The organism is Enterococcus sp. DIV1767, assembly GCF_050542585.1.
GTDB lineage: Bacteria > Bacillota > Bacilli > Lactobacillales > Enterococcaceae > Enterococcus_D > Enterococcus_D innesii.
This window is the reverse complement of sequence record NZ_CP172936.1, coordinates 519,535-543,345: the sequence shown is the minus strand read 5'-3', so window position 1 is coordinate 543,345 and position 23,811 is coordinate 519,535. Positions and strand designations below refer to the sequence as shown.

Here is a 23,811-nt window from a genome sequence, read left to right as displayed (position 1 = left end):
GATAACTCTAAGTCAAGAGAGCTTCCTCTTTTTTTATTTAAAGCAAAGTTAAGTTTGCTTTACCGACATATAAAACTTTTTGACCCTATGAATTTTAGCCTTTTATAATTGGTGATATCTCTGAATTAAAAAAGGATCAAAAACTTTTAAGTTTCTGACCCTTTTTATTTTTCTGGATCTTTCTTAAAAGTTTTAATAAAAAAACCTTTTAGAATAGTTATCTAAAAGGTCCAGACTGTAGACAAAGTACTAGTTTTTAGTGCTTTGTCTACAGTCTGAAAGGATACATGTATCCTTTTTTGTATCATAATAAATATAGTTGTAATATAAAGTTTCTTTAATATTTTAATATTCGGTATTATCCCTACTGTACTCAATATACTCCCAAGTTAATTCTTCTGCACCATATTCAGCATCACCCTCATCAAAAGGAATTTGATCAATCCACTGGTAGTAGTGCTGTATTTCATGAGATATGCTTTCTAATAAAATTTTTTCAGCTTCTTTTTTCCCAAACTTTTTACAATCATCAAAGAAGTTTCCTGTAGAAATTTTTATATAGGCATTTAGTTCGCTGAAATCATAAGGGCCAAAGAAGGTAGCTGTAGCTTTTTGAGCTGTTACGCTGTTATATACAAACCTTGAACCAGTTATGTCAATTGTAATTTTTTTAGGAAATAAATAATTCTCACTTAGCCAATCGATATAAGGATATATTACTTTAAGTAAATATTTATTAACCGAAGGTTTAAACTTTATCTCAATCACAATTATTATTTACCACCTTTATGTCTCTTACTAGGAGTATGTTTTTTCATGTCTCTATTTGGGTTTTTATTTGAACGAGATTTAAATTTGGGGTTAGTACGCGCTTTTGAATTAACTTCACGTCCCTGTTTTTTTCTATTTTCTTTTTTTAGCGGTTTAGCAAACCTTTGTATCTGCACTTTTTGTCTTCGTTGATAACTCCAAGAGTTGTAACGAACCCGCGCTCGTTTAGCTGCTCGTGCAACATAAGGCACCGCAATAATCCCTGCTGTAACAATCGCAGTAACTTTTACAGCAACCCATAATCCGGCCCAAATATTGATTGTCACCGCAAAGTTCCCATCTGGATCAAACTTCATCACCGGATTGTTGTCCGCGTAAGTACATCCATTCATGGTCAATAGATCGTCTTCGTCCCCTGGATCAGGATCAAGAGAGGTAAAAACTCCATGAGCCGGATGATAATAACGTGTCATTTAATAATACTGTTGGATTTCAGCATCGTAAGTATATCCGGCATAACCATAAGGATTGCTTTTCGCTAGTTCCGTTTTTGCTTCACTTGTTAGAATGTTTCCGCAAGCCTCGTAGTTTGAAAGCACAACTATAGGACACAGAAGTTTCTGCACTTTTCGGAGCTACTGAAAATTTTTTATACAACTTAGTTTTTTATCTATTTTATCGTACGACTTTAGTTTTAAAAATAATTAAAAACAATTTTATTAGTAAATTAACCGATTTAATAATGATAACACTATTTTTAGATTGAATTCTATTGTTCTATAAAAATAGCGATCTCAATAAGTTATAGTTTATGGAGATCACTTCACTCGCCTATCTTGTTTTTGTGCCCTGCCACTTAACATCTATTATTAACATTAATACAATACTTTTTCAATCACAGATAAAAGATTGTATTTCTGCATCAGAATAGAATAAATGCACTCCCGCAAAATCCCAATCAAAGATTAAAACAAACGCATCTTTGGGAATTTTTACATATGATTTATGCATTATCCACTTTCTCTTTTCAACTAAAATTTCACTTAAATTATAGAATTCTGTTTGAAGGCTACATAACACATAAGTTGCAGTAGGATAAGGATTTCCAAGAATCAGACTATCATATAAAAATTTTTTTCCTCTTTACTTGTTAGTTTGAAGTTTACATAGTCATTAATTCTTTCTGTTTTAAATTTTTCCAATTCTATATCTTTTAAGGAATCAAAATCTTGAGTAATTAAATTTCTCATAACTGAACTATATTCTAAATAAAAGCTTTCTGTGTCTTGAATATAATCTTCACTAAATTTTAAGTACATTGCATATTTGCTAGACTCATTTAATTTAAAAGTTTTATTTAACCTTTGTATTTCTAACGAATTAATTATTTTCCAGTTCATATTTTATTACCTACCTCTAGGATTTTTTATTGTTCTATGAGCTTTTTTATAATTCCAGTGCCAATGAAACTTATTTCTACCATTTGTCCCTTTAAATTTATGATAGTCAATTCCAAATTTTCGAGGATCAACTTTTTTCGAAGCACTTTTTGTTCTGTTATAAACAGATATTATTCTTCCGTTCCTTTTATATTCTCATTACTAAACATATCTAATTTTTCCATCTTTTTCCTCCAATAGAATTTTAAAAATTAAAAAAGACTATATCAGATGATATAGTCATATTCTTTATAGATCTTTTAGTATCCCATATTGCGGGTAACATCGTTAAATGCGCCGCCAATAGCATCTGCAAGTTTTACCCATCCAGGAATTTTTCTTTTAGCTCCACCCGTAGTACTCATTAAGTCTTTCTTGTCCATTGATTGAAATATTTCTTCCATTTTTTCATATCTTTCATAAAAAATCCCTCCGATATTATAAATTTAATTGAAACCCTATATTCTATTCACTTAAAATTATACGCTTTCAAAACCAACTAGAATCGACAGCACCTTGTAAAGTAAGTGGTCCATTTTTTGTTTCTAAGTTAAAATCTTTCGAACCTAATCCTGTAATTTCTTTAAACTTCTCTTCAAATACTGCAGGATCTTTGTAAGGGTCATCATTATTTTTCAATGTCAAAACATAATGTTTATCTTTCGGATTACTCCAGATTCCTAGACTGTTTAAAGAAGACATATCTAAGCTTGAAATATCAGAAGATAATACTATTTTATACTGTCGTCTATACAAAACATCATTCAACTTCATCAAATACCTCCTTTTACTAATAATTTTTTAAAGTAAAAATATAGTGAAACAATTTTTATAAAATCTATTTTACACAAATGTTAAAACAATATCCAGTAAAAAAATAATTAATTGTTTTTTTCCATTCGAACGCGTTATCCTACTTTAATTATATGCCTTAATAAATAGACCCATCGCTCGAATTCAGTTTGTTATCATATTAACAGTTTTAAAATTACGTTAAAAAACTTGTCATGAAATTTATCTATGTGGAGAAATTTTCTTCACATCATCTTTTATTGCATTCTATTTCATCGACCGTAATTTTTATGGATAAATACAGAAATGTTCAAGTAATCTTGACTCTTAAAAAGCAAAACGTGCGGTATTCTATTCTCCATCGTATTATACTTTTCTTTAATTAGGTATTGAGCAGCGAATCGCATTTATAGAAAAAAGGTCAGAAACTTTTAATTTTCTGACCCCGTTAAGAATTTGTCCAAATACTCATAAAAATGATTTTCAAATGAACAATCATTTAATGTAAAAGTTTAAGGACATAAAAATAAAAAACTTCACTGCAATTATGGTATCTAAAAAAAGTGCTCAAAAAATAGCTATGAAGTGCTCCCCGTCAAGTAGACAGCTAAAAAACAAAAGTAAAACTAATCAGGAATCGAGTTGCTTGATTCCTGTTTTTTATACCGCTAGCTTTCTAAACTCGTTTGGTGCTAGTTCGTTCAACACTTCCGAATAGCGATAGTTATTGTAATAGCACATATAACTACGCACAGATTTCTTTAACTCCTCAAAGTTCTGATAGCACTCTTGATAGAACTTCTCTTCTTTAAATGTGCCCCAAAAATGTTCGATCGGTTGATTATCCAGGCAGCGACCGACTCGGGACATGCTTTTGATGAACTTATATTTTGCTTCAAGTGACTTATAGTCATAAGAGGTGTATTGAAACCCGCGATCACTATGAAGAAGCGGTCTTGCGCTAGGGTTCTTACACATGGCTTTTTTTACAGTATCCATGACAAGTGAATTATTATTGGAATGACCGAGCGCCCAAGAAATAATCGAATGATCATAAAGATCGATGATGGCACTCAAATAAGCCTTTCGACCATTCCCGTATTCCAATTCAGTAATATCCGTACACCATTTTTGATTGGGATTCTCAGCGGTAAATTTCCGGTTTAATACATTTTCAGCAACGTGTGCTTCCGTTGCTTTTATATAGGCCGGACGCTTTTTCTTGATCACTGCTTTGATTCCCAGTACTTTCATTAATCGGTAATAACGCTTCCGAGAATAGTGCTTCTTAAGTTTTATATTGAGCTGCATTCGAATTTGTCGATAACCGATCGCGCCTTTTTTACTGTCGTATTTCTTTTTTATCTCTTTGGCTAGTTTTCTGTTTTCAAGTTCCTTTTTGGAAGGTTGCCACTTTAACCATTTATAGTAAGAAGAGCGTGCAATCCCAGCTAATTGACAGAGAGGAGTGATTGAATAGTGTTTTTCTTCATGCAGTTCTGAAATCGCTTGGTAGAGTTCAACGTTTCTCACTAACGTGAGGGTCGATTTCGTCGTTGAATCTCTTGTAACTTTTTTGCGAAGTCATTTTCCATTTCTAAATGCCTGTTTCGTGCTTCTAGTTCTTTTATTCTTAATTTTAGCCGTTCCTCTTCGGTTAAGAACTCACTTGATCTGTTTCGTCCACGGTTGTCTTTTAGTGCTTCTTCTCCGTGTCGTTGGTATTTTTTACCCAAGAATACACCTGTTGGTATGAAACATCATATTTTTCAATCGCTTGCGCGTAATTCAGCTCGTTAGCGATTGTATATTGAACAATCTCAATGCGTTCTTGATAGGTCGTTTTACGTCCGTTTATCATGGTTTTGGGTACACTGCCTTTACTCGTAGATTTTAGCATTTCCCCATTAGTATAGCTTGAAATCCATTTTCTTAAAATAGTAGTCGAAGAAAGTTGAAATACTGCTGTTGCCTGCCGAAGAGATAGCTCTTCATTTATGACTGCTAGAACAGCGTTCCGTTTTAGATCACTCGTGTACCGTTTCCACGTTGTAGATTTTTTCAGTCCCTCGATTCCGTCATCATTATATTTACGAATCCAATCTTTTATTGTCGCCCATGAAAGGGAATGCTTCTTGGCGATACTGTTCAAGCTATGGTGTCCATTCATCACTTCTGAAATAACTTGATATTTTTCTTCTGGAGAATAAAGGCTTTTCTTAGACATGCAAAAACTCCCTATAAAGTAGATTTGGAATTTTTGTTTTTTCTTTGTCTACTTTATAGGGAGCATATCACTATTTTCTGAACACTCTTTTAAATAGATTCCTCAACACCTTGATAATTTAATCATTTGGGTATTATTAACAGATAAACCGCATAATTTGCTGCACTTTTCAACGCACCCCACCATATTCTTCAAATAATTTAGTCATCATCCATTGTATCTCAATCTTGGTCTGACTTTAATCTCTCACATATTAGGCTGCAGTTTCATTGGTAAATTCAATGATTAAAGAATGATGATAACATTTTAGACTATATTATGCTATTAGCAGTTCACCCATAGTGGCTACAATATACATTTCCTCTGTTTCAAAAATAATATTGTTTTTACTAGAATAAACATTATATATCTCGTGTCCTACTTTTTCACTAATATCTATTTTTTTAATACAGCACATAGTTTTATCAAATAAGTAAATGGAATCTTCTGCAAAAACACAAATATAATCATTAAATTGTCGAAGTTCAAATATAGTAGCGTCACACCCGATTTCTTTTACTTCAGTTAAATGGCTATACAAATTACATTTAATCATTATTTGTGTTTCTACATCAGTATATGCGATTAAAAAGATATCACCATTAGCAGATATTGTAGATATAGCCTCTAGATCAATGAAGGTCAAAGTTAAATGATGAGGGAGTACCGCATTAAATTTATTTAAATCTATATTGAATTCTACTAATCCATAGTGAGCCCAATCGTTTTCAGCGGATAGTATTCCTTCTTCATTATACGCAACTAATACTCCGCTTGGAGATGGCACTATATTTAGTATTCCATTTCCTAATACAGTAATAGAATTATTTATAAAGATAGCCTCTTCATCATCCATCGAAAAAAATAGATACCACTCATTTTTATACATCATAATCTCATGAATCTTAATTTCCTTTTGTTCGAACAGTTCATGCTCAAAAGTATGAATTATTTTATCTTCTTCAAAAATTTTAATAGTAGCTTTTTCTTGAGAAAATATACGTAAATTATTTTCTGTGGGTGTAGTTAAGATTGTTAGGTTATCTTTTAATGGTAATTCTCTCATCATATGCACCTGCACTTTTTTTCGTCGTTGATGATAGCTCTAAGATCTGTGACCGTCCCGCGTTCCTTTAACTAATCGGAAAACATAAAGAAACTCAACAATCCATATTATAACAATTCGAATAATTTTTATAGCAAAGAAAAATCCTACCCAAGTAGTGATTGTTACTGGAATTTATCCATATGAATTAAATTTATTCAATGGATTACTATCCAAGTGGGCATACACATTATAGATTCTCTTAATCGATATTTAGTTAGATAAAAATTCCGTGAGTTAAGTAGGTCATAAAATAATTTTGTACGCCATATTTTTTGAAGATACGTTAAATAAATTAGTTTTAAAATGAAATCTGTAACCTTTAAAATCTAAAGTAGGTTCATCTAGCAGATTATCGCTTCTAAATGAAAAATTATAATTAAAATCTATTACTCCTTGAAATTTGAGGACGACCTTTGAAGATGTTTCTAGAGAACTCAATAACAATAATAGACTTGCGTTTTCATACATATCACTTTCCATACCTTCTTCACTGGTTAACATACTAACACTAGCATACGATAGCGATCCATCTAAACTTAGTGTCATATCCGAGTAAAACTCCATTTTTTCAACAAATGAATCATGAAAATTTCCATACTTTTCATTCAAATATCCTACTTCATCCGAATTATTTATATAACTCCACAATTCACATTATCTCCTTTTATTAAATTTCTTATTATATCTTGGGTACTTTTGGCCATTTACATTTCTATTGTTCCAGCTGTTCTTGTGTGGAACATGGGGATGTCGTTTAGCATTACCGTGATTACTGTAATCGATATCAACACTTGGCTTCCCTTTTTTATCATAAATTCTTTTCTGGTGTGTTCTACCATTTTTTTGTTGAGTTTTTATTTTAGTTTTCCCTCTATATCCCTTAGGGCCTTTATAAGAAAGATTTGGTGTAGATTTTTTATTTTTGTTATAAGGTCGTTTTTTCGCCAAATAATAACCTATACATGCTCCAGCTAACATAGTTACACCAGTAAAAATCACTTTTGCACTTATATAAATCCCTAGACCAGCTACAATCGCAAAATGCCCATTAGGGTCAACATACATCACTGGATTATTGTCCGCGTAAGTATATCCATTCATGGTCAATGGATCATCTTCGTCCCCTGGATCAGGATCAAGAGAGGTAAAAACTCCATGAGCCGGATGATAATACCGTGCCATTAAATAATACTGTTGGATTTCAGCATCGTACGTATATCCGGCATAACCATAAGGATTGATTTTCGCTAGTTCCGTTTTTGCTTCACTGGTTAGAACGTTTCCCCACGCATCGTAAGTGTAACTGGCTACTTGCTGACCGCTTTCGTCCGTCAATGCCACCACATCACCATGCCCATTGTAATGATAGTATACCGTGTTTTTTCCACTCTTCATAGCTAAGCGAATATTGTCATCAGAGTAGATATAATGACGTAAAACTTGCCCATTCGTATCTGTTTCATACAGCACATCATTACTATCACCATCATAATGGTATTTCATTATCTGTCCATTAATTTTCTTAGACAATCGTCGGTTGTCCTCGTCGTACCTAGTTACGCTTTCCAAAAAAATAAGGAGAACTCAAAAATGGCTCTTCGACATTTAGTATTGGTAGAGAAAGATACAACTAAAAATTTAGTCATAACCAGTTAGGCAGAGTGCTTAACTGCTTTTTTTTACTTGGAAGATCAAGCCTTGAATGATATAAATTATTGCTCGAAAATTGTGGGAATTTCGGTAGCCGTAGTCCTTAATTTTATAAAATCATATTTATCATGATTTAAACGATAAAATAGAGCAAACTGTTTCCCTATCAAAATTCTATAAGTTAATTCTGATAAACTATATACAGACGAAACTTCCTCATGCATTTCTGGAAATTCACTACCATTCTTAAAGATGCTTCAATTTATTGAACAAATTTTCTTATTTTTTCAAGAGGAATTTCCAGATCTACTTCCCATTCATAGATTAATTTTTTCCCATCTTGTTTATAACTTAATAAATCCCCAACTTGTAAACCACTTTCTTTCGGCAAAATAATACCTACTGAATTTCCAGCTTTTCGAACTTTTATATTTTTCATGAAATCACCTCTTCGAAACAATTACAACAAAAGTTATAACTTGTTGAAATTACTATCTTTAAACCAGTAAAATTCAGAATAGTATAAGCATCCATTATGTGAAAAAACTTTGGAGAGTAAATATAAGAAACTGGTTGTTTTTCCCATTATTTACCATACTCGCAGATTATACTGAGCTAAAAAAGTCTTCAGAGCGATTCTGAGGGCTTTTAATAGTTGTTAGGATTATCTAAAAATCGTTCTGGTTAATAAATGGACAGTTATGTGAAGTAAAATTATCGCTATTTCTTCTTTTGGAAGTACTTGTGTTTTATTATTTTTGCAATAAAATAAAGAAATCCAAATATAAGTAAAAAAATACCCATCATCAAAAATATTTCTATAAAAGAAACTTCAGACTCATTTTTATCTAAAAAGGGTAAAGAGGTCATTATTAGTAATGTAAATATCACACTGAGTATAGCAACTATTCCTTTTGTTAATTGACTTAAAGTTGTTGCTTTTTTCTCATAATATTTATGTGGTACTGTACCATATAAATAAAACATTTTTTCTTTGTCTTCTTCGATTAAAAAATAATTTTCTAGAGCAACAAACTCTGAAATAGGCAAAAATCCAATCTGTTTTATATCTATAAAAAAATTACGTTCAACTGTGTCTTTAACACCTATAATAAAAAAGTCATCATCTATATTATATTTTAGTATTATATCGTCATTATTAAAGAAAAAAACAATCTCGTCTCCCCAATACTCAAAGAAATCATCTTTACTAAGAGGAGCGTAAATATCTCGAATCTTTATCTCTATGTTATTTTCAATAACTACTGCTTTTTTTATTTTTGAAAAACAGAATATTTGATTTAACAAATAGATTAGATAATCTTCAATATCCTCACCGGAGCGTCTAAAATAAAATTTATATCTTTCAGGAGTATTTACAAAATTAATCTTTTTATAATCATCCTGAGTGTAAGTTATTTTCACTATTTCTATTCCCACCTTTTAATTAATTATATATCCAAATTGAATTAATTAATATAATTCAAAGATCTGAAATTAAATAAATATTACGAATATGAGTATATAGTGTTTTAATACATGTGTATAGACTGGTGGTTAAACCAGTTTATAGAGTTATCAAAGAATCTAGGAGTTAAGAATGTCAATTGATATAAGTATAGATTAAATGCAATAATAAAACCTTATTTATTCAAGTTTTTACTATTTTTATTTAGTGAAATTATTAAAGTGCTTATTATTTACAAAAAGTAATTTGAAATATTTAACGCTTTGCTAAATTCGTATGAAATGGGTGTACCCTAAATAGACGCCAGTGTAACATTGAAAAATATGGTTTTTCAATGTATGATTAGGGTGAATTTTAAGTTTACAATGGTTGAGTGAGAAAGGCAAAGACGACAACTAAGCAAGTTGCTATCCAACTCACATGCTAGCAGTCACAACTAGCATAAAAAAGGCGCTCCCTTCAATTGTGGTTGAGGAGTGCCTTTGTGCTGTAGTACTATAATTTTTCTATCGTTTGACTATCTTAGATATCGTCAATATTACTGTAAAATAAATCTATTTCATTTTTGTCATACTCTAAAATCCAATCATTAAATCTATCATACAGTTTTTTTTGACTTTGAACATTATTAGACCAAATGTCACATCCCCTATCGTCATAGATATTAACAATAGTTTTTGTCTTTGAATTATACAGAAATAGATTGTCACTTACTCTCAATTTTCCAACTTCGTTGAAATCTCTGTAGCACAAGCCATCAATAATTTTTGCTATTCTTACATTATTTCTCTGTGTATTAATGACTAAAATAGTCGCTTGATTTTCATAATATGAATCAAAAGCAGAAGTAGTAAAACTATCAACGATTTGATAGTTGGCTTTGTAGAGGTACTTACGTATCAAACCAGCTCCTGAGAATTTAGAAGCTGTAATAATTATCTGTAGTTCTTTCTCGTCAGAAAATACCTCAGTAAACAATGTTTTAGCCCGATCCTTTGCTGCTTCAATTCTCTTCTGAAAGTTCTCTTCTGATTCAGGTGCCAGTTCAAATCTTAGATTGCCTTTCAGCTTGTAAGTATTATATGAAGACAAAAATATGCTCCTTATATTGGGATTCATAAAAGTTCTCCTCTCAACCTCTTTAAAGATATGAAGGCTATTTTGATATAATCTTTCCGTTTCCATCTGTTGAAGCTTTTCTTTTCCCTGATTTATCTCTGATTTTCCATTCTTTCCCCGCATGGCCTGACATATCTTTTTCTTTAGTATAGCCAGTTTTTGGATCTCTCCAAGCAGGAGGTGCCCCCTTACGATGAACTTTTTGATTCATATTTTTTAATTTCACACGACCGGTTCCGTCTAAAAGGCTCTTAGGAATGCCATATGTGTAGCTAGTGTATTCTTGCTTAGTTACTGATTTACTATAATTGTATTGTACTTTTTTTTTCGTTTTTGGCCTAGGTTTCGAATTTACATGACTTCGAATTTTATTATAAGCCCAATGTCCACTTTTTATAATGGCTTTTCCTAAAATGTATGTTCCAACAGTCACACCTACAGCAGCTGTTGCTACGACAGCAATTTGACCAACTCCTGGAACCCCATATACCCAAACTGAAGCCCATCCTACAGCTGGAATAAAAAATGCTCTGCTTTGCCCACTACTTGAAGTAGAATCAGCTAAAATACCTATGCTTAAATCAGTAGGTTCCTCTATACTTTCTAATAAATGGTCAAATTCCTCAGGAGTATAGAAATTCCCATTGATATAAACGCCTTCTTCTGTAAACTCTATTTCAGTTCCATCATCAATTTGTTCCGAGACAAAAGCAGTTAATGCTTCTTCATTTAGGTTTTCGTCAATGGGATCAGGTAACGTTTCTTCTACTTGATTTGAACTTTCTTGACTAACTATTTTTTGATCTGCTGCGGCTACAACTGATTCACCTGTTCCAACAATAATCGACCAAGGCAATAATACTGCTAAAAATACTCTAACTGCTTTTTTCAAATTTAATCTCCTCCCACTATAATCCAATAATTGTATAGTGTAACTATACTCATGTTTAAATATAGTTACAACTTACAAAAAATGAAAGGAGGATAAAGAAATACCGAATCCTACGCTAATTGTTGTGTATTATCTGACGTTACTTTCTTGATCAATCACCTTTATTCTATGAGTTGTTTATCGTTCATCCGCTGTTCCCTCCATCGCAACCTCGCCTTCTTCAATCTTTTTCTTTATCCTAAAAAGAGTACTACGACTGAAGCCGGTAATGGATTCAACCTCTTTATATGATTTACCAGAAATAAGAAGTTCATATGCGTGGCGTTTTTTGGGAGTGATCGTAGCTTTCGGACGACCTTCCTTAAAGTTCGGGTTGTTCTTTTTTGCAAACATCTTTCCTTCTTGAGTACGTTCTACGATCATGTCACGTTCCATTTCAGCAACACTCAACAAGGTACGAACGATCATTCTCCCCATTGAAGTATTTTCAATCGATCCTAAATTCAAAACCTTAATTGTAACGTTATCATCGAGTAAAGGCTCAATGATTTCTAATGCCTCCCGTGTATTACGAGCGAATCGATCAAGTTTAGTAACGACAATCTCATCTCCAGGTTTCAGACTATCCAACAACTGATTAAACTTTGGCCGATCTCGTTTTGTACCTGTAAATTTTTCAGAAAAAATATTTTTCTTCTCAACACCGTTCTCAAGTAGCTGCTGAATCTGTTCCTTTGTACTTTGAGAAGCAGTTGAAACACGTGCATAGCCATATTTTGTCATTTAATCCACCTGCTCTTACAAATCATCGATCGTATACTCCGAGTAACCTTCATAGAAATAGCTGACATCGATCCCTTTCATATACAACTCGCGATCGTTAATTTCATCAGTTAAAGCGTTAGAAATTAGATAACGTATTTCTAAGTCATTTACCTGACTCCGCTCCATTGCAGAAAGATAGTCTTCTTTGTTGATCAAGTTCCAATCGACAACTTTTTGCAATTCATCCTTCAAAATGAGATCCAGCCAAATTCTAGTACTTCGGCCATTTCCTTCACGAAACGGGTGGGCAATATTCATTTCCACGTATTTTTTTATAATCTCTTCAAAAGAAGTTTGCGGCATCTGATCAATATGCTTTAGCAAATGTTCCAAGTACATGACCGGTGCGAATCGAAAATTTCCTTTTGCGATATTGACCGTTCGAATTTTTCCTGCAAAATCGTAAATTTCTGAAAAAAGAAAATCATGAATTTCAGATAAGCCTTTAAACGTGCCGACTTCGATTTCGTTTATTTTCCCTGAATCGTATAATTCCTTCGCTTTTTGCTTGCTGAGTTTTTCTTCAGCCTTGGCCAACTCAACTTGATTGGTCAAACCCAATTTATTCTCTAAAATCATGTAAAATCCCCTTAACTTTATGACATAAGTTTATGAAACACTCTCAAGCCTATTATATCGCGAATTTAATCATGTGTCAAAAACTATTAAGTTTCTGACCCCTTAAATGAATTGTTCTAAAATTCATCGGCTTTTATTTTTAACTGAACATAGATTTTGTTACAGGTTTTTGTACACGATACAGAATAATTATCATGAAAATTTGATCAAAAAAAGAGTGTCCAGAAACGGGTCATGAAGTGCTCCCCGTCAAGTAGACAGCTAAAAAACAAAAGTAAAACTAATCAGGAATCGAGTTGCTTGATTCCTGTTTTTTATACCGCTAGCTTTCTAAACTCGTTTGGTGCTAGTTCGTTCAACACTTCCGAATAGCGATAGTTATTGTAATAGCACATATAACCCGTTGCTACTCTTCCCGAAAATTTTCCCCATCTAGTTCTCGCCGCAATATCTTTTGATTTTTTACCATACTTTATAGTGTTAGCTATAACATAATTGGGCATATATCTTTTTGGATTTGATAATCGACTAGCAGCAGTTCTAGTGAATTTTAATCTCTTAGCGAGCCCTATAACAGAAGTTCTCGACTTATATACTGATCGAGCAAACTTTAGACCTCTCCCGAGAACTTTGAAAGCACTACCAAAGTCCGCAGAAGTCGCTGCACTTTTCGCCGCTGCCCAGCCAGCTTTCTTCCATGATTTTGTTTTTTTAGATATAAGAGTCCTTGGGATATCTCAGATTAATGTGTAAATAAAACCACCCGATCGACGGGTGGCTTTGATTTTATGATACAAATTTCAATCTTGAAATTTATATAGCAATTTTTTTGCTGTAATATCAAACAAATCTGTTTTAAAGTGAAATCTATATCCTCTATAATCAAGAGTTGCATCATATAATATGTTATCTAATTTTGATGAAAAATGATATTTAAAATCTAATAACTCTTCAAACCTAAAGATTATTTTAGAATTATTAGATTGTGAGCTAATTATCATGATCAATTTTGAATCTTTAAAAAAAAAATCATCTATGCCACTTCCGAATACTATACTTCCTGCATCGTCTACTTTCATTCCAGAAACAAATTTTACTTTTTCGATAATAGCATCATGGAAGTTGTCATAATCTTCAACAATTAAATTAATATCTTTTGTATCAGTTATATTAATCCACATAACTATACCATCTCCTTCATTATGATTATTATTTTCTAATATACTTTGGAATCTTTATACCTTTTTTATCTCTAATACCTTTTCTCCATATATGCTTATGTGGTACATGGGGATGTCGTTTAGGATTACCGTGGTTATTGTAATCGATATCAACACGTGGCTTCCCCTTTTTATCATAAATTCTTTTCTGGTGTGTTCTACCATTTTTTACTTGAGTTTTTATTCTATTTCTTCCTCTGTACCCTCGCTGTCCTTTTGGTGGAACCTGCTTAGTAGTTCTTTTATTTTTGCTGTAAGGTCGTTTTTTCGCCAAATAATAACCTATACCTGCTCCAGCTAACATAGTTACACCAGTAAAAATCACTTTTGCACTTATATAAATCCCTAGACCAGCTACAATCGCAAAATGCCCATTAGGGTCAACATACATCACCGGATTATTGTCCGCGTAAGTATATCCATTCATGGTCAATGGATCGTCTTCGTCCCCTGGATCAGGATCAAGAGAGGTAAAAACTCCATGAGCCGGATGATAATAACGTGCCATTAAATAATACTGTTGAATTTCAGTATCGTACGTATATCCAGCATAACCATAAGGATTGCTTTTCGCAAGTTCTGTTTTTGCTTCACTGGTTAGAACGTTTCCCCAAGCATCGTAAGTGTAACTGGCTACTTGCTGGCCGTTTTCGTCCGTCAATGCCACCACATCACCGTGCCCATTGTAATGATAGTATACCGTGTTTTTCCCACTCTTCATAGCTAAGCGAATATTGTCATCAGAGTAGATATAATGACGTAAAACTTGCCCATTCGTATCTGTTTCATACAGCACATCAATACTATCACCATCATAATGGTAGTTCGTTATCTGTCCATTAACCTTCTTAGACAATCGTCGGTTGTCCTCGTCGTAAGTGTATGTGACAAATGGTTGGTTTTCTCCCTTTTTCGTCACTCCTACCAAGCGATCCGCTTGATCCCAAGCGTAGTTATATTTTTCATCACTTAGACGATTCCCATTTGCATCATAGGTTAGTGCTTGACCATTGAAGCTAATCAACTGGTTTCCGGCATTAAAAGCTGCTTGATGAGTTGCGTTGTTGATAGTTACACTTGTTCGGTTCCCAAATCCATCGTAAGTGTAAGACCGTAATTCTCCGTTAGGTAAGACTTCTTTAGTCAATTGATTAGTGGAATCGTAACTGTATGTTGTCTTTTTCCCGTCTGTATGCACGATACTCGTCCGATTACTTGTCGCATCATATGCGTAACTCTCTTTTAACACTTGAATATGGTTTTTAGTTCCGATTGCTACTTCTGTAAGTTTATTCGTTTGATCATAACTAAAGTTTGACATAGAACCATTTCCTGCGGTGTAGAGCGTTTTATTTCCAAACTCGTCATAATCAAATCTATACTTGTTGTCACCATCGCTAACAATAGTGTTTTGATCCAACGCATTGTACTCATAGCTAACTTTGCTCGAATACGCTCCCTTATTTATGGTGACATCGGCTACTTTATCTGTCTTTCCTTTATTATCTTTTGTTGGCTTGTCTTTGTACTGATAACTGATGGTTCCCCCGCGCTCTTGAACCTTAGTGATTCGATTTGCATCGTCATATATTTTATCAGTTACTACTTGATTGAGATGATCTGTAACCTTAGTTTGATTCCCATTAGGATCATATTGAAAGCTATAAGCAGGAGTATCCCCCCACAAAACTTTTGTTTGACGGTCTGCCGAATCATATTCATTCTTAATCTGATGACCGTTGGGCATGTTCACACCAATTTCATTCCCGCTGGCATCATATTCATAAGAAATCTTGCGACCTAATGGATCCTGATACAAGGTTGTTTTATCATCAGCATCGTAACTATACCCATGGCTTTGAGCTATGCCATTCGCAACAATCTCTCGTTTCGTTATATTCCCGTTATCATCATACGTATACTTCACTTCTGTCCCGTTCGCCAATCGAGTAACTACCAATTGATTGTCTTTATCGTATTGAAAATTCTTTTGCTGTCCTTTTTCATCTGTTTCACTTAAACGATTTCCAAATGTATCATAGGTAAAACTTGTTTTTCTAAGTTCTTCATCATATTGAGCAACCACATAATTTCCAGCAACATCGTACTCACTTTCAGTTAGCCTGCTCCCTTCCATGATACGAAGATTGTCAAAATACGCAGTACCAGTCATCTGATTTCGGAACATAAACAATAATTTGACTTCTTTGATTGGCTGTTTTGGTTGTACGGCAATAGCCGCACGGTTCCAATCTTGATTACCTGTCGGAAATTTCTCATGTCTTAATTCTTTCGAGCCATCTTGATAGATAATATCTGCCCACAGTGAGTAGTCTTGATGGGCAGCACTTTTATCCCCGGATTGCACATTTTTGGCTTTAGATAAAGCAGAAATAGTGATTGGTTCAGCTTTCTGTTGATTTAATGAGACGTATTGGGCAATATAGCCATTCCCTTCTGTTCCGCTTTTTCTTGTCATTTCAAATCCTTGTTCTCCAGAGAAAGCTTCATCTGATAACTGCAAGTTCGTTTTCGTTCCAGAAAGAGAGAAATGCTGAATTTCTTGTAACCCTGTTGCTTCCTCTAACCCACTATTTAGTACCGGGTTATATCCAGTATGTGTGCTGCCTTTTTCCAGCTGCACATTATCAAACCAGGCATCGCCGCTGCCAGCTTCATTAGCCAATTGCTCATTTTTCAAATAAATGCCGATACGTCGTGTCTCTTTTGTGGTAGTAAAAGTAACTTGTCTTCGAACCCAATCGCTATTGCCTTGGATTGCCGTTTCTCGGTTATTCCGCCACCCATCACCAGTTTGGTTATCTGATTTAATAAACCATACATCTAAAAAGGCTTGAGAAGCTTTCATATTAGCTGTTTTGATGTCTGCACTGAGCGTATACGTGGTATTTGGTTCGACATCAAATCGTTGGGCGATAGACGTACTGCTATGTGTTTTTCGATCATTATTTGCGGGTTCAGAATGGATCTTGATTGCATATTTCCCGCTTAGCGAACCAGGTGCTCGTTCTTTGGTATCAATACTCATCGATCCTTTGGCACGGGTTTTGTCTTGTGAAAGATACCATTCTTCTGTATTGCCGGATTCAAACCCACTATTTTTCACCATGTTTTCACCCGTTCCCAAAGAAGCACTCTCTTTCAAGATGTTCCCATAGCGATCATACATTGTGAACGAGGAAGTATTTGCATCATTTATCGTTTCTGATAATGCATCTGCTCCATCATATGCAGTAGTAGTTTTACGATTTTCTGTATCTGTTTCTGTAACAATATCGTTGTTCTTATTATATGCGTACGTCTCTGTACCATACGCATCTGTGAAGGTAAGAATGTTTCCTTCTCCATCGTAAGTATACGTTTCTGCTTGTCCTTTTGGATTGATTTCTTTCATTAAGTTATTGGACTCGTATTGATAGGAAGTGGTTAATTTTAATCCTTCGATATCTTCTATCGTCTTCTCTGGATTTCCTGCCTTTGAATAATAATAAGCGGTTTTTTTTCCTTTCTCATTAGTGACAGTAGTAACATGTTCAGTTGTATTATAAGCAATCTGCGTTTTCTTTTGTACCGGATCAATTATCTCTTTGATTTTATTGTCTTCATAAACATATTTAGTCTCTTGGGGATGTTCATCTGTATGTTTTGGCTCGTACAATGAAATTAGTTGCTTTTGCTCATTATAACCATAACCATAGGTTTTCCCTCGGGCCGTCTTTGATTCAATTAATTTCCCTTCGCTATCATAACGAAATGAGAGAGTCTTACTTTCTGGTAATTGGATGCTCTCTACCAAAGAGCCATCTTTCGAGTAGTTTAGAATAACCTCACGATTACTTGCATCTTTGATCTTTATCAGACGGTCTGCGGCATCGTAGGTGTAATTCGTGGTATTTTGATTCTTATCAATTTCTTTGACCAATTTTCCAGTTTTAGAGTAAATGGTCTTTGATTTATCTTCTTCTGTTTTCGTATAAGTTCCATCAGCTTCTTTTTTAATTTCAGAAAAAAGTCCAGGTGGTGCTTGATAAGCAGCTTCTTTTTTCTTAAAAACGTGTTGCTTATTATCCGCTTCCATCCAATAAATTTCATTTTTTTGTACATTATCAATCAGTCTTTCTTCAAAAGTTGAAGACCAACCTTTACCAAATATACCCATTTCTTGATTGAAACTATTAAATGTACGAGTTAAGCCAATCGAGATTCCACGACCTTCTAAGTTAAAATCTTCTTCCGTTACAAGCAAATTTCCATTTACTGCATTGATCTGACCACCACGAACTGGAATACTTGTCCAAAAATCAGTCATACCCAGCTTATCCGCCTGACTATCTGGTATGCTTGGCGTTGCTGCTGCAGAGTCATTACTTTTTACATGTTTATTGTCTTTACGATACCCTCTGACTCGAAACCAATAATTTGTCTTCGCCGCATATTGTGTTCCGGCATTCTTATACACTGGTCGTGGATCTTTGGCTAACTCGGAACCTTTACCATCGGCATGAAGTTGGTACTTTCCTACAGCAATTTCTTCGTTGGTTGGCCAAATACCTTTTCCTTGTGTTGTCCAAGTTAATGTATTTCCTACATCGAAAGTTTGATAATCTTTTCCGTTAAAAACTAATACTTCATAACTATCCGCCAAAGGAACCTCTTCCCAACTTAACTGAACATAACCACTATTTTCTTCAGTTAAATTACTATAGGCTTTTGCAATGGGTGCTTTGGGTGCTCCTATTGGAAGATAGGTACGTACATAATCAGATTGAGGACTAATACCTCCAGAGTAGACTGCAGCAATTCTCACATCATATCCTGATATTCCTTTTAGACTATTTGCAGCTCCTTCTGCATCTAAGTTTTCATAAAATTCTCTCGGATCAAGAGCTAAATCAGTCCCTTTTCCATCTGTGTGGAAGCGAGAAATCCCTTCCGCAATTTCTTTATCAGTGGGAAAAATTCCTTTCCCTTTAGTTGAAAAAGAAGTGACATTACCAACAGGAAACGCTAAATTTTCTTTTCCACTTGATAAGATAATCTGATAACTTGTTGCACCGTTTATCTTTGGCCAACTTATTTCTAAATGTCCAGTTTTCTGATTATCATGTGCTATACCTTTGACAGTAGGCTTTACTGGTTTATTATATGCATAAGTAATCTCAAAGTATGGAATATTCGTACTATTTTCTGCTGCAACTACTTGTTTCCAATGATCATCTTGATTCTTGGTAGTTAAGCTGATCCCATAATTAACTCGCTTTCCAGTTGACCATTCTTGAACAAGTGTTGTGACATCAAAAGTAGCCCACTGAGCTTTTTTTACATTTGTTTTAGTTATATAAGTGTGCGAAGGTTTGTTGTTCCAGGTAATTTTTTTGGGGTCCCAATTTTGATTAACAGCATTTAGAGAAAGCTCATTAGATAAGTTATCATATGAATGCCAAATATTATATACTTTAAACTGCGCTTTTTGAATGGTTGCTTGATTAATCTTGCTCATATCTGTTTTAAAATAAGCTTGGTTAGCTTGTGTATCTTGATATTTTCCTAACCATAAAGTGTGTGCTTTCAATTGTGGACGCCATAAACTTGCTCCGCTATAGTTTGTACCTCCATTCGCTTGTCTAGCATTGGCATCTTGCAACTTGTTATAAGTAATACTCGGATCAATATAAATGGGAAATACTCGTTCCGTGGACTGAATCCAGTCACTATCTACTCGAAGTACAAGCTGATACAGGTTTTTTGTTAACGGAATTACTTCAAAATAATTACTTTCATTTAATATGCCTGACCCCAATTGCTCATCAAAATTTGAATCCGTCATTGTCGGCCGAGGAATCTCATAAATAAATTTGTTGTCTTTCGTTCGAAATGTTACTTCTCCAGTATCCTCTACCTTTGGATTTAGTGATGTTTCGATTTCAAAATAATAACTATGGTAATCGTTTACATCATGGATGATCAAATCTTCTTTTACTGACTGATTAAACACCATTTGACGAAAATCAATTTCTGGCAAAACATTTTTGTAAAGAGCTTCGTTTTCAGAAATTTCAACATCCCGATCTTCTGTGGAGATTGATACTTCTTCACCATATACTTTTTCCTGTTCTTCTTCCTGATCATTTATTGTTTCTTGCGTATGAATCTGGCCGTTAGCTGATGAGCTATCTCCAATTACCTCTCCTGAAGAATCTGCTATTAATTGATTCTTTTCACTCGTTTGTTCTTTACTTTCTTTGGCTACTCCTGAAGCGCCTTTAAATGAAAAGGAGATCTTCTCGCTCCCGTCTCCTACAATCTGATACAATCCTTTTTCCATCTTTGGAAGAAACGTTGTTGGTATTGTCACATTATCTGGTTGAATAACCCCATCTTCTATTATTAGATTGGTCTGTATCTCCTCTAACTTTCCGCTGTTTTCAGCTTCTGTATAAATGGGTTCTTGATAAATTTTCTTTGTGAAAGTACCATCATGATTGTCTAAAACGACTTCATTTTCCGTTCTTTCCTCTATAATTTCTGTTGGCTCTTGAGGGCTAGCTACTTGTTCCTCAGAATCAACTAAATAAGGATATTCAGAGTCCATATATTTTGAATCTATTTCCCCGATACTTTCAGCAACAGCTATTGTAGATGGTATCACAATAGCCGTCAATAGAATGATGACGCTACCAACGATCCCTTTTCTAAAATAATTCTTCTTTCCCTGCACTATTCTCTCTCCCTAAACATTATCCTTCTAAATTGAGTGTTAAGCCAGAAGGTCAATTAAATATAATTTAATTGCATATAAATTGTCAATACATTTTTTAACAATATAAATACAAGACTTTCTACTTCGAAAATTGATTATAATAGCATGCTCGAAGAAAGTTTAGTGCTAGTTAGAAAATAATAGCTAAAATTATACTGCAAACAAGCGGATCTGTTTTTGAAGCAATTAAAGCTCTTGAAACGATAAATTGTGTCTACAGACTAAACGTTTCAAGAGTTCTTTAGGAAAAAAGGTCAAAAACTTTTAAGTTTCTGACCACAGAAATATTTTTAATTGGAAATTGTTAAAAATTGTTCGTATTTTTTATATCAAAATGGATTGTTCAAAGTATTATATCTTTGAACAATCCATTTCAAATTTTTAGATATATGCGTAATTAACTTCTCAATCTAATTCCTTTATTTACCAGGTAATAACATATTGTATAAAGGATAACGCTAAATCCAATAAGAAGAGACAATGAAATCACAATAGGAACATCCGTCGCTCCTAAAAAACCCATATCTAAATCCAGAGATCATATACACTATAGGATTTATTTTAGAAACAACCTGCCAAAAAGGTGGAAGCATTGATATCGCTAAAAAAACACCATCCAAGTATGTAAGTGGCTGTAAGACAAAAGTTGGGACAATTGAGACATCATCATAAGATTGAGCGAAAACCCCATTGATTAGACTCGCGAGTGAGAATAAGATTGCTGTCATTAATAATATGACGATTATAATAAGCCAAGAATGAACATGTAGCTGAACAAAGAACAATGATATCAACGTAAGTGAAGGCCCGACCAAGATACCCCTTCCAAGCCCTCCCACTATAAATCCCCAGATGATAATCAGTAGCCGATCTGCCTAAATTACTTAAATATTCTCTGTAAACTCTTAATTTCTCTTTAAATATGTTGTGCTTTAAATTAGCCCTATAGTTCCACCAAAAACCAAATATAGAAATTTCTACTGCAATAATAGCTGCAATTATACTTAAAGATGTCCAATTAAACCCTTCTTTACTCCCTAACATTTTTTTAATATACAGCATAATCAATATTATCATTATAGTTTGTAATCATTAAAAAAATAAACTCCCTAAAAATAAAAACAAAAATATACATACATCAATATCTTATACCAATTCCGGTTCTTTAATTTTCTTGAATAATTTCCAAGAATACTACTTCCTCTGATTATTAACATAATTATACTTAAATTAAGTAAACAATGTTAGAAACCGCTTGGAAAATAACAAAGGTAAAACTCCCACTCTTCAAGAGAGCATGACCAATTAAAAATCTTCAACGATTAATTTTGCGTATCAGTAATTCTTTCAGCAGAAATTTTTGACATTACAATATAAAACATAACGCATCATTTACAATAATTGGTGTTAAATTTGATGTTACTTTCTATACGGCCAAACAAAAAAAGCCAGAAACGTCTTCAAATAGGCATTTCTAGCTTAATCAATTCAATTACCCCACAGACCCTTCCATCTCATAACTAATCAACCGGTTCAATTCGACTGCGTATTCCATCGGTAATTCTTTGGTGAATGGTTCGACGAATCCCATGACGATCATTTCGGTTGCTTCGCTTTCGGAGAGGCCGCGGCTCATTAGGTAGTACAGTTGTTCTTCTGAGATTTTGGAGACTTTGGCTTCGTGTTCTAGGGACACTTGGCTGTTGTGGATCTCATTGAACGGAATGGTATCGGATTTCGATAGGTCATCCATGATGATGGTATCACACTCGATATGGGAGATAGAGCCTGCGCTCTTCTTGCCGAAGGTGACTTGTCCACGGTAGTTTACTGCACCGCCGTCTTTAGAAATTGATTTTGAGACGATGGAGCTGGAGGTGTTTGGTGCGTTATGGATCATTTTTGCACCGGTATCTTGGATTTGGTTGGCACCTGCAAAGGCAATGGAAAGCATCGTGCCCCGTGCGCCTTTACCATCAAGATACACACTTGGGTATTTCATGGTTGTTTTGGCTCCTAGGTTGCCATCGATCCATTCAACGGTAGCACCTTCTAAGGCTTTGGCCCGTTTGGTTACTAGGTTATAGACGTTGTCTGACCAGTTTTGAATGGTGGTGTAGCGGCAGTAAGCGTCTTTTAGGGTGAAAATTTCAACGATGGCTGCGTGCAAACTATTGCTTGAATAGGTTGGGGCGGTACAGCCTTCAACATAATGGACGCTGGCGCCTTCGTCAACGATGATCAATGTTCGTTCGAACTGACCGGTATTTTCGGCATTGATCCGGAAATAGGTCTGTAATGGCACATCGACACGAACGCCTTTTGGTACATAGATAAAGGTACCACCTGACCAAACGGCTGAGTTTAAAGCAGCAAGCTTATTATCGGTTGGTGGGACTAATTTTGAGAAGTATTGTTTGAACAGCTCAGGGTATTCCTTCAAGGCTGAATCGGTATCGGTAAAGACGATGCCAAGTTTTTCAAACTCTTCTTTCATGTTGTGGTAAACGACTTCTGATTCATATTGGGCAGAAGCGCCGGCCAGGTATGCCCGCTCGGCTTCTGGAATACCAATGCGTTCAAAGGTCTCTTTGATTTTTTCTGGTACGTCATCCCAATCACGGGCAGGACGATCACTTGGTTTTTGGTAATATTTGATGGCATCAAAATCGATGTCAGACAGATCCGGGCCCCAGTTTTGCATGGGCATCTTGTTGAAGGCTTCAAGAGACTTCAAGCGGAACTCAAGCATCCATTCTGGCTCTTGCTTGACCCGTGAGATTTCACGGACGATGTCTTCGGTCAATCCTTCGCCGGTACTAAAAACAGGCTGCACGTCATCGTGGAAGCCAAATTTATATTCTTCTAATTCGGGTACACCCATGGTTCTCACTCCTTTTG

Annotated in this window: 18 protein-coding genes and 2 pseudogenes; all 20 read right to left on the bottom strand. The window is 34.5% G+C overall.

Annotated elements, in window-relative coordinates:
- Positions 1 to 345: 345 nt before the first annotated feature.
- Positions 346 to 768 (bottom strand): hypothetical protein, encoded by a 423-nt coding sequence (locus tag IGI78_RS02595; protein WP_430618299.1) that lies wholly within the window; start codon positions 766 to 768, stop codon positions 346 to 348.
- Positions 769 to 773: 5 nt separating this feature from the next.
- Entirely contained in the window at positions 774 to 1,244 is a 471-nt protein-coding gene (locus IGI78_RS02590; protein WP_430618297.1) for an RHS repeat-associated core domain-containing protein, read from the bottom strand.
- Between the two features lie 639 nt (positions 1,245 to 1,883).
- Positions 1,884 to 2,171, bottom strand: coding sequence for a hypothetical protein (locus tag IGI78_RS02585; protein WP_430618295.1), 288 nt, complete (start codon positions 2,169 to 2,171; stop codon positions 1,884 to 1,886).
- A 299-nt stretch (positions 2,172 to 2,470) separates the two neighbouring features.
- Positions 2,471 to 2,614 carry a hypothetical protein gene (locus IGI78_RS02580; protein WP_430618293.1) on the bottom strand — a complete coding sequence of 48 codons (144 nt, stop codon included), beginning with the start codon at positions 2,612 to 2,614 and terminating at the stop codon, positions 2,471 to 2,473.
- A gap of 85 nt (positions 2,615 to 2,699) precedes the next feature.
- Positions 2,700 to 2,984 carry a hypothetical protein gene (locus tag IGI78_RS02575; RefSeq protein WP_430618292.1) on the bottom strand — a complete coding sequence of 95 codons (285 nt, stop codon included), beginning with the start codon at positions 2,982 to 2,984 and terminating at the stop codon, positions 2,700 to 2,702.
- Positions 2,985 to 3,662: 678 nt separating this feature from the next.
- A pseudogene (locus tag IGI78_RS02570) lies at positions 3,663 to 4,547 on the bottom strand (IS3 family transposase); the annotation flags it as partial.
- A 151-nt stretch (positions 4,548 to 4,698) separates the two neighbouring features.
- Positions 4,699 to 5,229, bottom strand: a complete 531-nt coding sequence (locus IGI78_RS02565) for a helix-turn-helix domain-containing protein (protein ID WP_430618290.1) — start codon at positions 5,227 to 5,229, stop codon at positions 4,699 to 4,701.
- Positions 5,230 to 5,545: 316 nt separating this feature from the next.
- Positions 5,546 to 6,334 (bottom strand): SufE protein, encoded by a 789-nt coding sequence (locus IGI78_RS02560; RefSeq protein WP_430618288.1) that lies wholly within the window; start codon positions 6,332 to 6,334, stop codon positions 5,546 to 5,548.
- A gap of 285 nt (positions 6,335 to 6,619) precedes the next feature.
- Positions 6,620 to 7,024, bottom strand: a complete 405-nt coding sequence (locus IGI78_RS02555; protein ID WP_430618287.1) for a hypothetical protein — start codon at positions 7,022 to 7,024, stop codon at positions 6,620 to 6,622.
- 6 nt (positions 7,025 to 7,030) lie between these two features.
- Complete coding sequence (locus IGI78_RS02550) at positions 7,031 to 7,906, bottom strand: RHS repeat domain-containing protein (protein ID WP_430618286.1); 876 nt, start codon at positions 7,904 to 7,906, stop codon at positions 7,031 to 7,033.
- A gap of 382 nt (positions 7,907 to 8,288) precedes the next feature.
- Entirely contained in the window at positions 8,289 to 8,465 is a 177-nt protein-coding gene (locus IGI78_RS02545) for an AbrB/MazE/SpoVT family DNA-binding domain-containing protein (protein ID WP_430618283.1), read from the bottom strand.
- 281 nt (positions 8,466 to 8,746) lie between these two features.
- Complete coding sequence (locus IGI78_RS02540; protein WP_430618281.1) at positions 8,747 to 9,451, bottom strand: hypothetical protein; 705 nt, start codon at positions 9,449 to 9,451, stop codon at positions 8,747 to 8,749.
- 565 nt (positions 9,452 to 10,016) lie between these two features.
- Positions 10,017 to 10,613, bottom strand: a complete 597-nt coding sequence (locus IGI78_RS02535) for a DUF3885 domain-containing protein (RefSeq protein WP_010723017.1) — start codon at positions 10,611 to 10,613, stop codon at positions 10,017 to 10,019.
- A gap of 37 nt (positions 10,614 to 10,650) precedes the next feature.
- Positions 10,651 to 11,505 (bottom strand): hypothetical protein, encoded by an 855-nt coding sequence (locus IGI78_RS02530; RefSeq protein WP_430618279.1) that lies wholly within the window; start codon positions 11,503 to 11,505, stop codon positions 10,651 to 10,653.
- 177 nt (positions 11,506 to 11,682) lie between these two features.
- Complete coding sequence (locus IGI78_RS02525; RefSeq protein ID WP_010723019.1) at positions 11,683 to 12,288, bottom strand: recombinase family protein; 606 nt, start codon at positions 12,286 to 12,288, stop codon at positions 11,683 to 11,685.
- A 15-nt stretch (positions 12,289 to 12,303) separates the two neighbouring features.
- Positions 12,304 to 12,909, bottom strand: a complete 606-nt coding sequence (gene fic / locus IGI78_RS02520) for a protein adenylyltransferase Fic (RefSeq protein ID WP_430618278.1) — start codon at positions 12,907 to 12,909, stop codon at positions 12,304 to 12,306.
- Positions 12,910 to 13,709: 800 nt separating this feature from the next.
- Positions 13,710 to 14,090 carry a hypothetical protein gene (locus IGI78_RS02515; protein ID WP_430618277.1) on the bottom strand — a complete coding sequence of 127 codons (381 nt, stop codon included), beginning with the start codon at positions 14,088 to 14,090 and terminating at the stop codon, positions 13,710 to 13,712.
- A gap of 28 nt (positions 14,091 to 14,118) precedes the next feature.
- Entirely contained in the window at positions 14,119 to 20,868 is a 6,750-nt protein-coding gene (locus tag IGI78_RS02510) for a DNRLRE domain-containing protein (protein WP_430618276.1), read from the bottom strand.
- A gap of 439 nt (positions 20,869 to 21,307) precedes the next feature.
- Positions 21,308 to 21,770: pseudogene (locus IGI78_RS02505) on the bottom strand (ABC transporter permease); the annotation flags it as partial.
- A 632-nt stretch (positions 21,771 to 22,402) separates the two neighbouring features.
- Positions 22,403 to 23,794, bottom strand: a complete 1,392-nt coding sequence (gene sufB / locus IGI78_RS02500; RefSeq protein ID WP_005232103.1) for a Fe-S cluster assembly protein SufB — start codon at positions 23,792 to 23,794, stop codon at positions 22,403 to 22,405.
- Positions 23,795 to 23,811 lie beyond the last annotated feature (17 nt).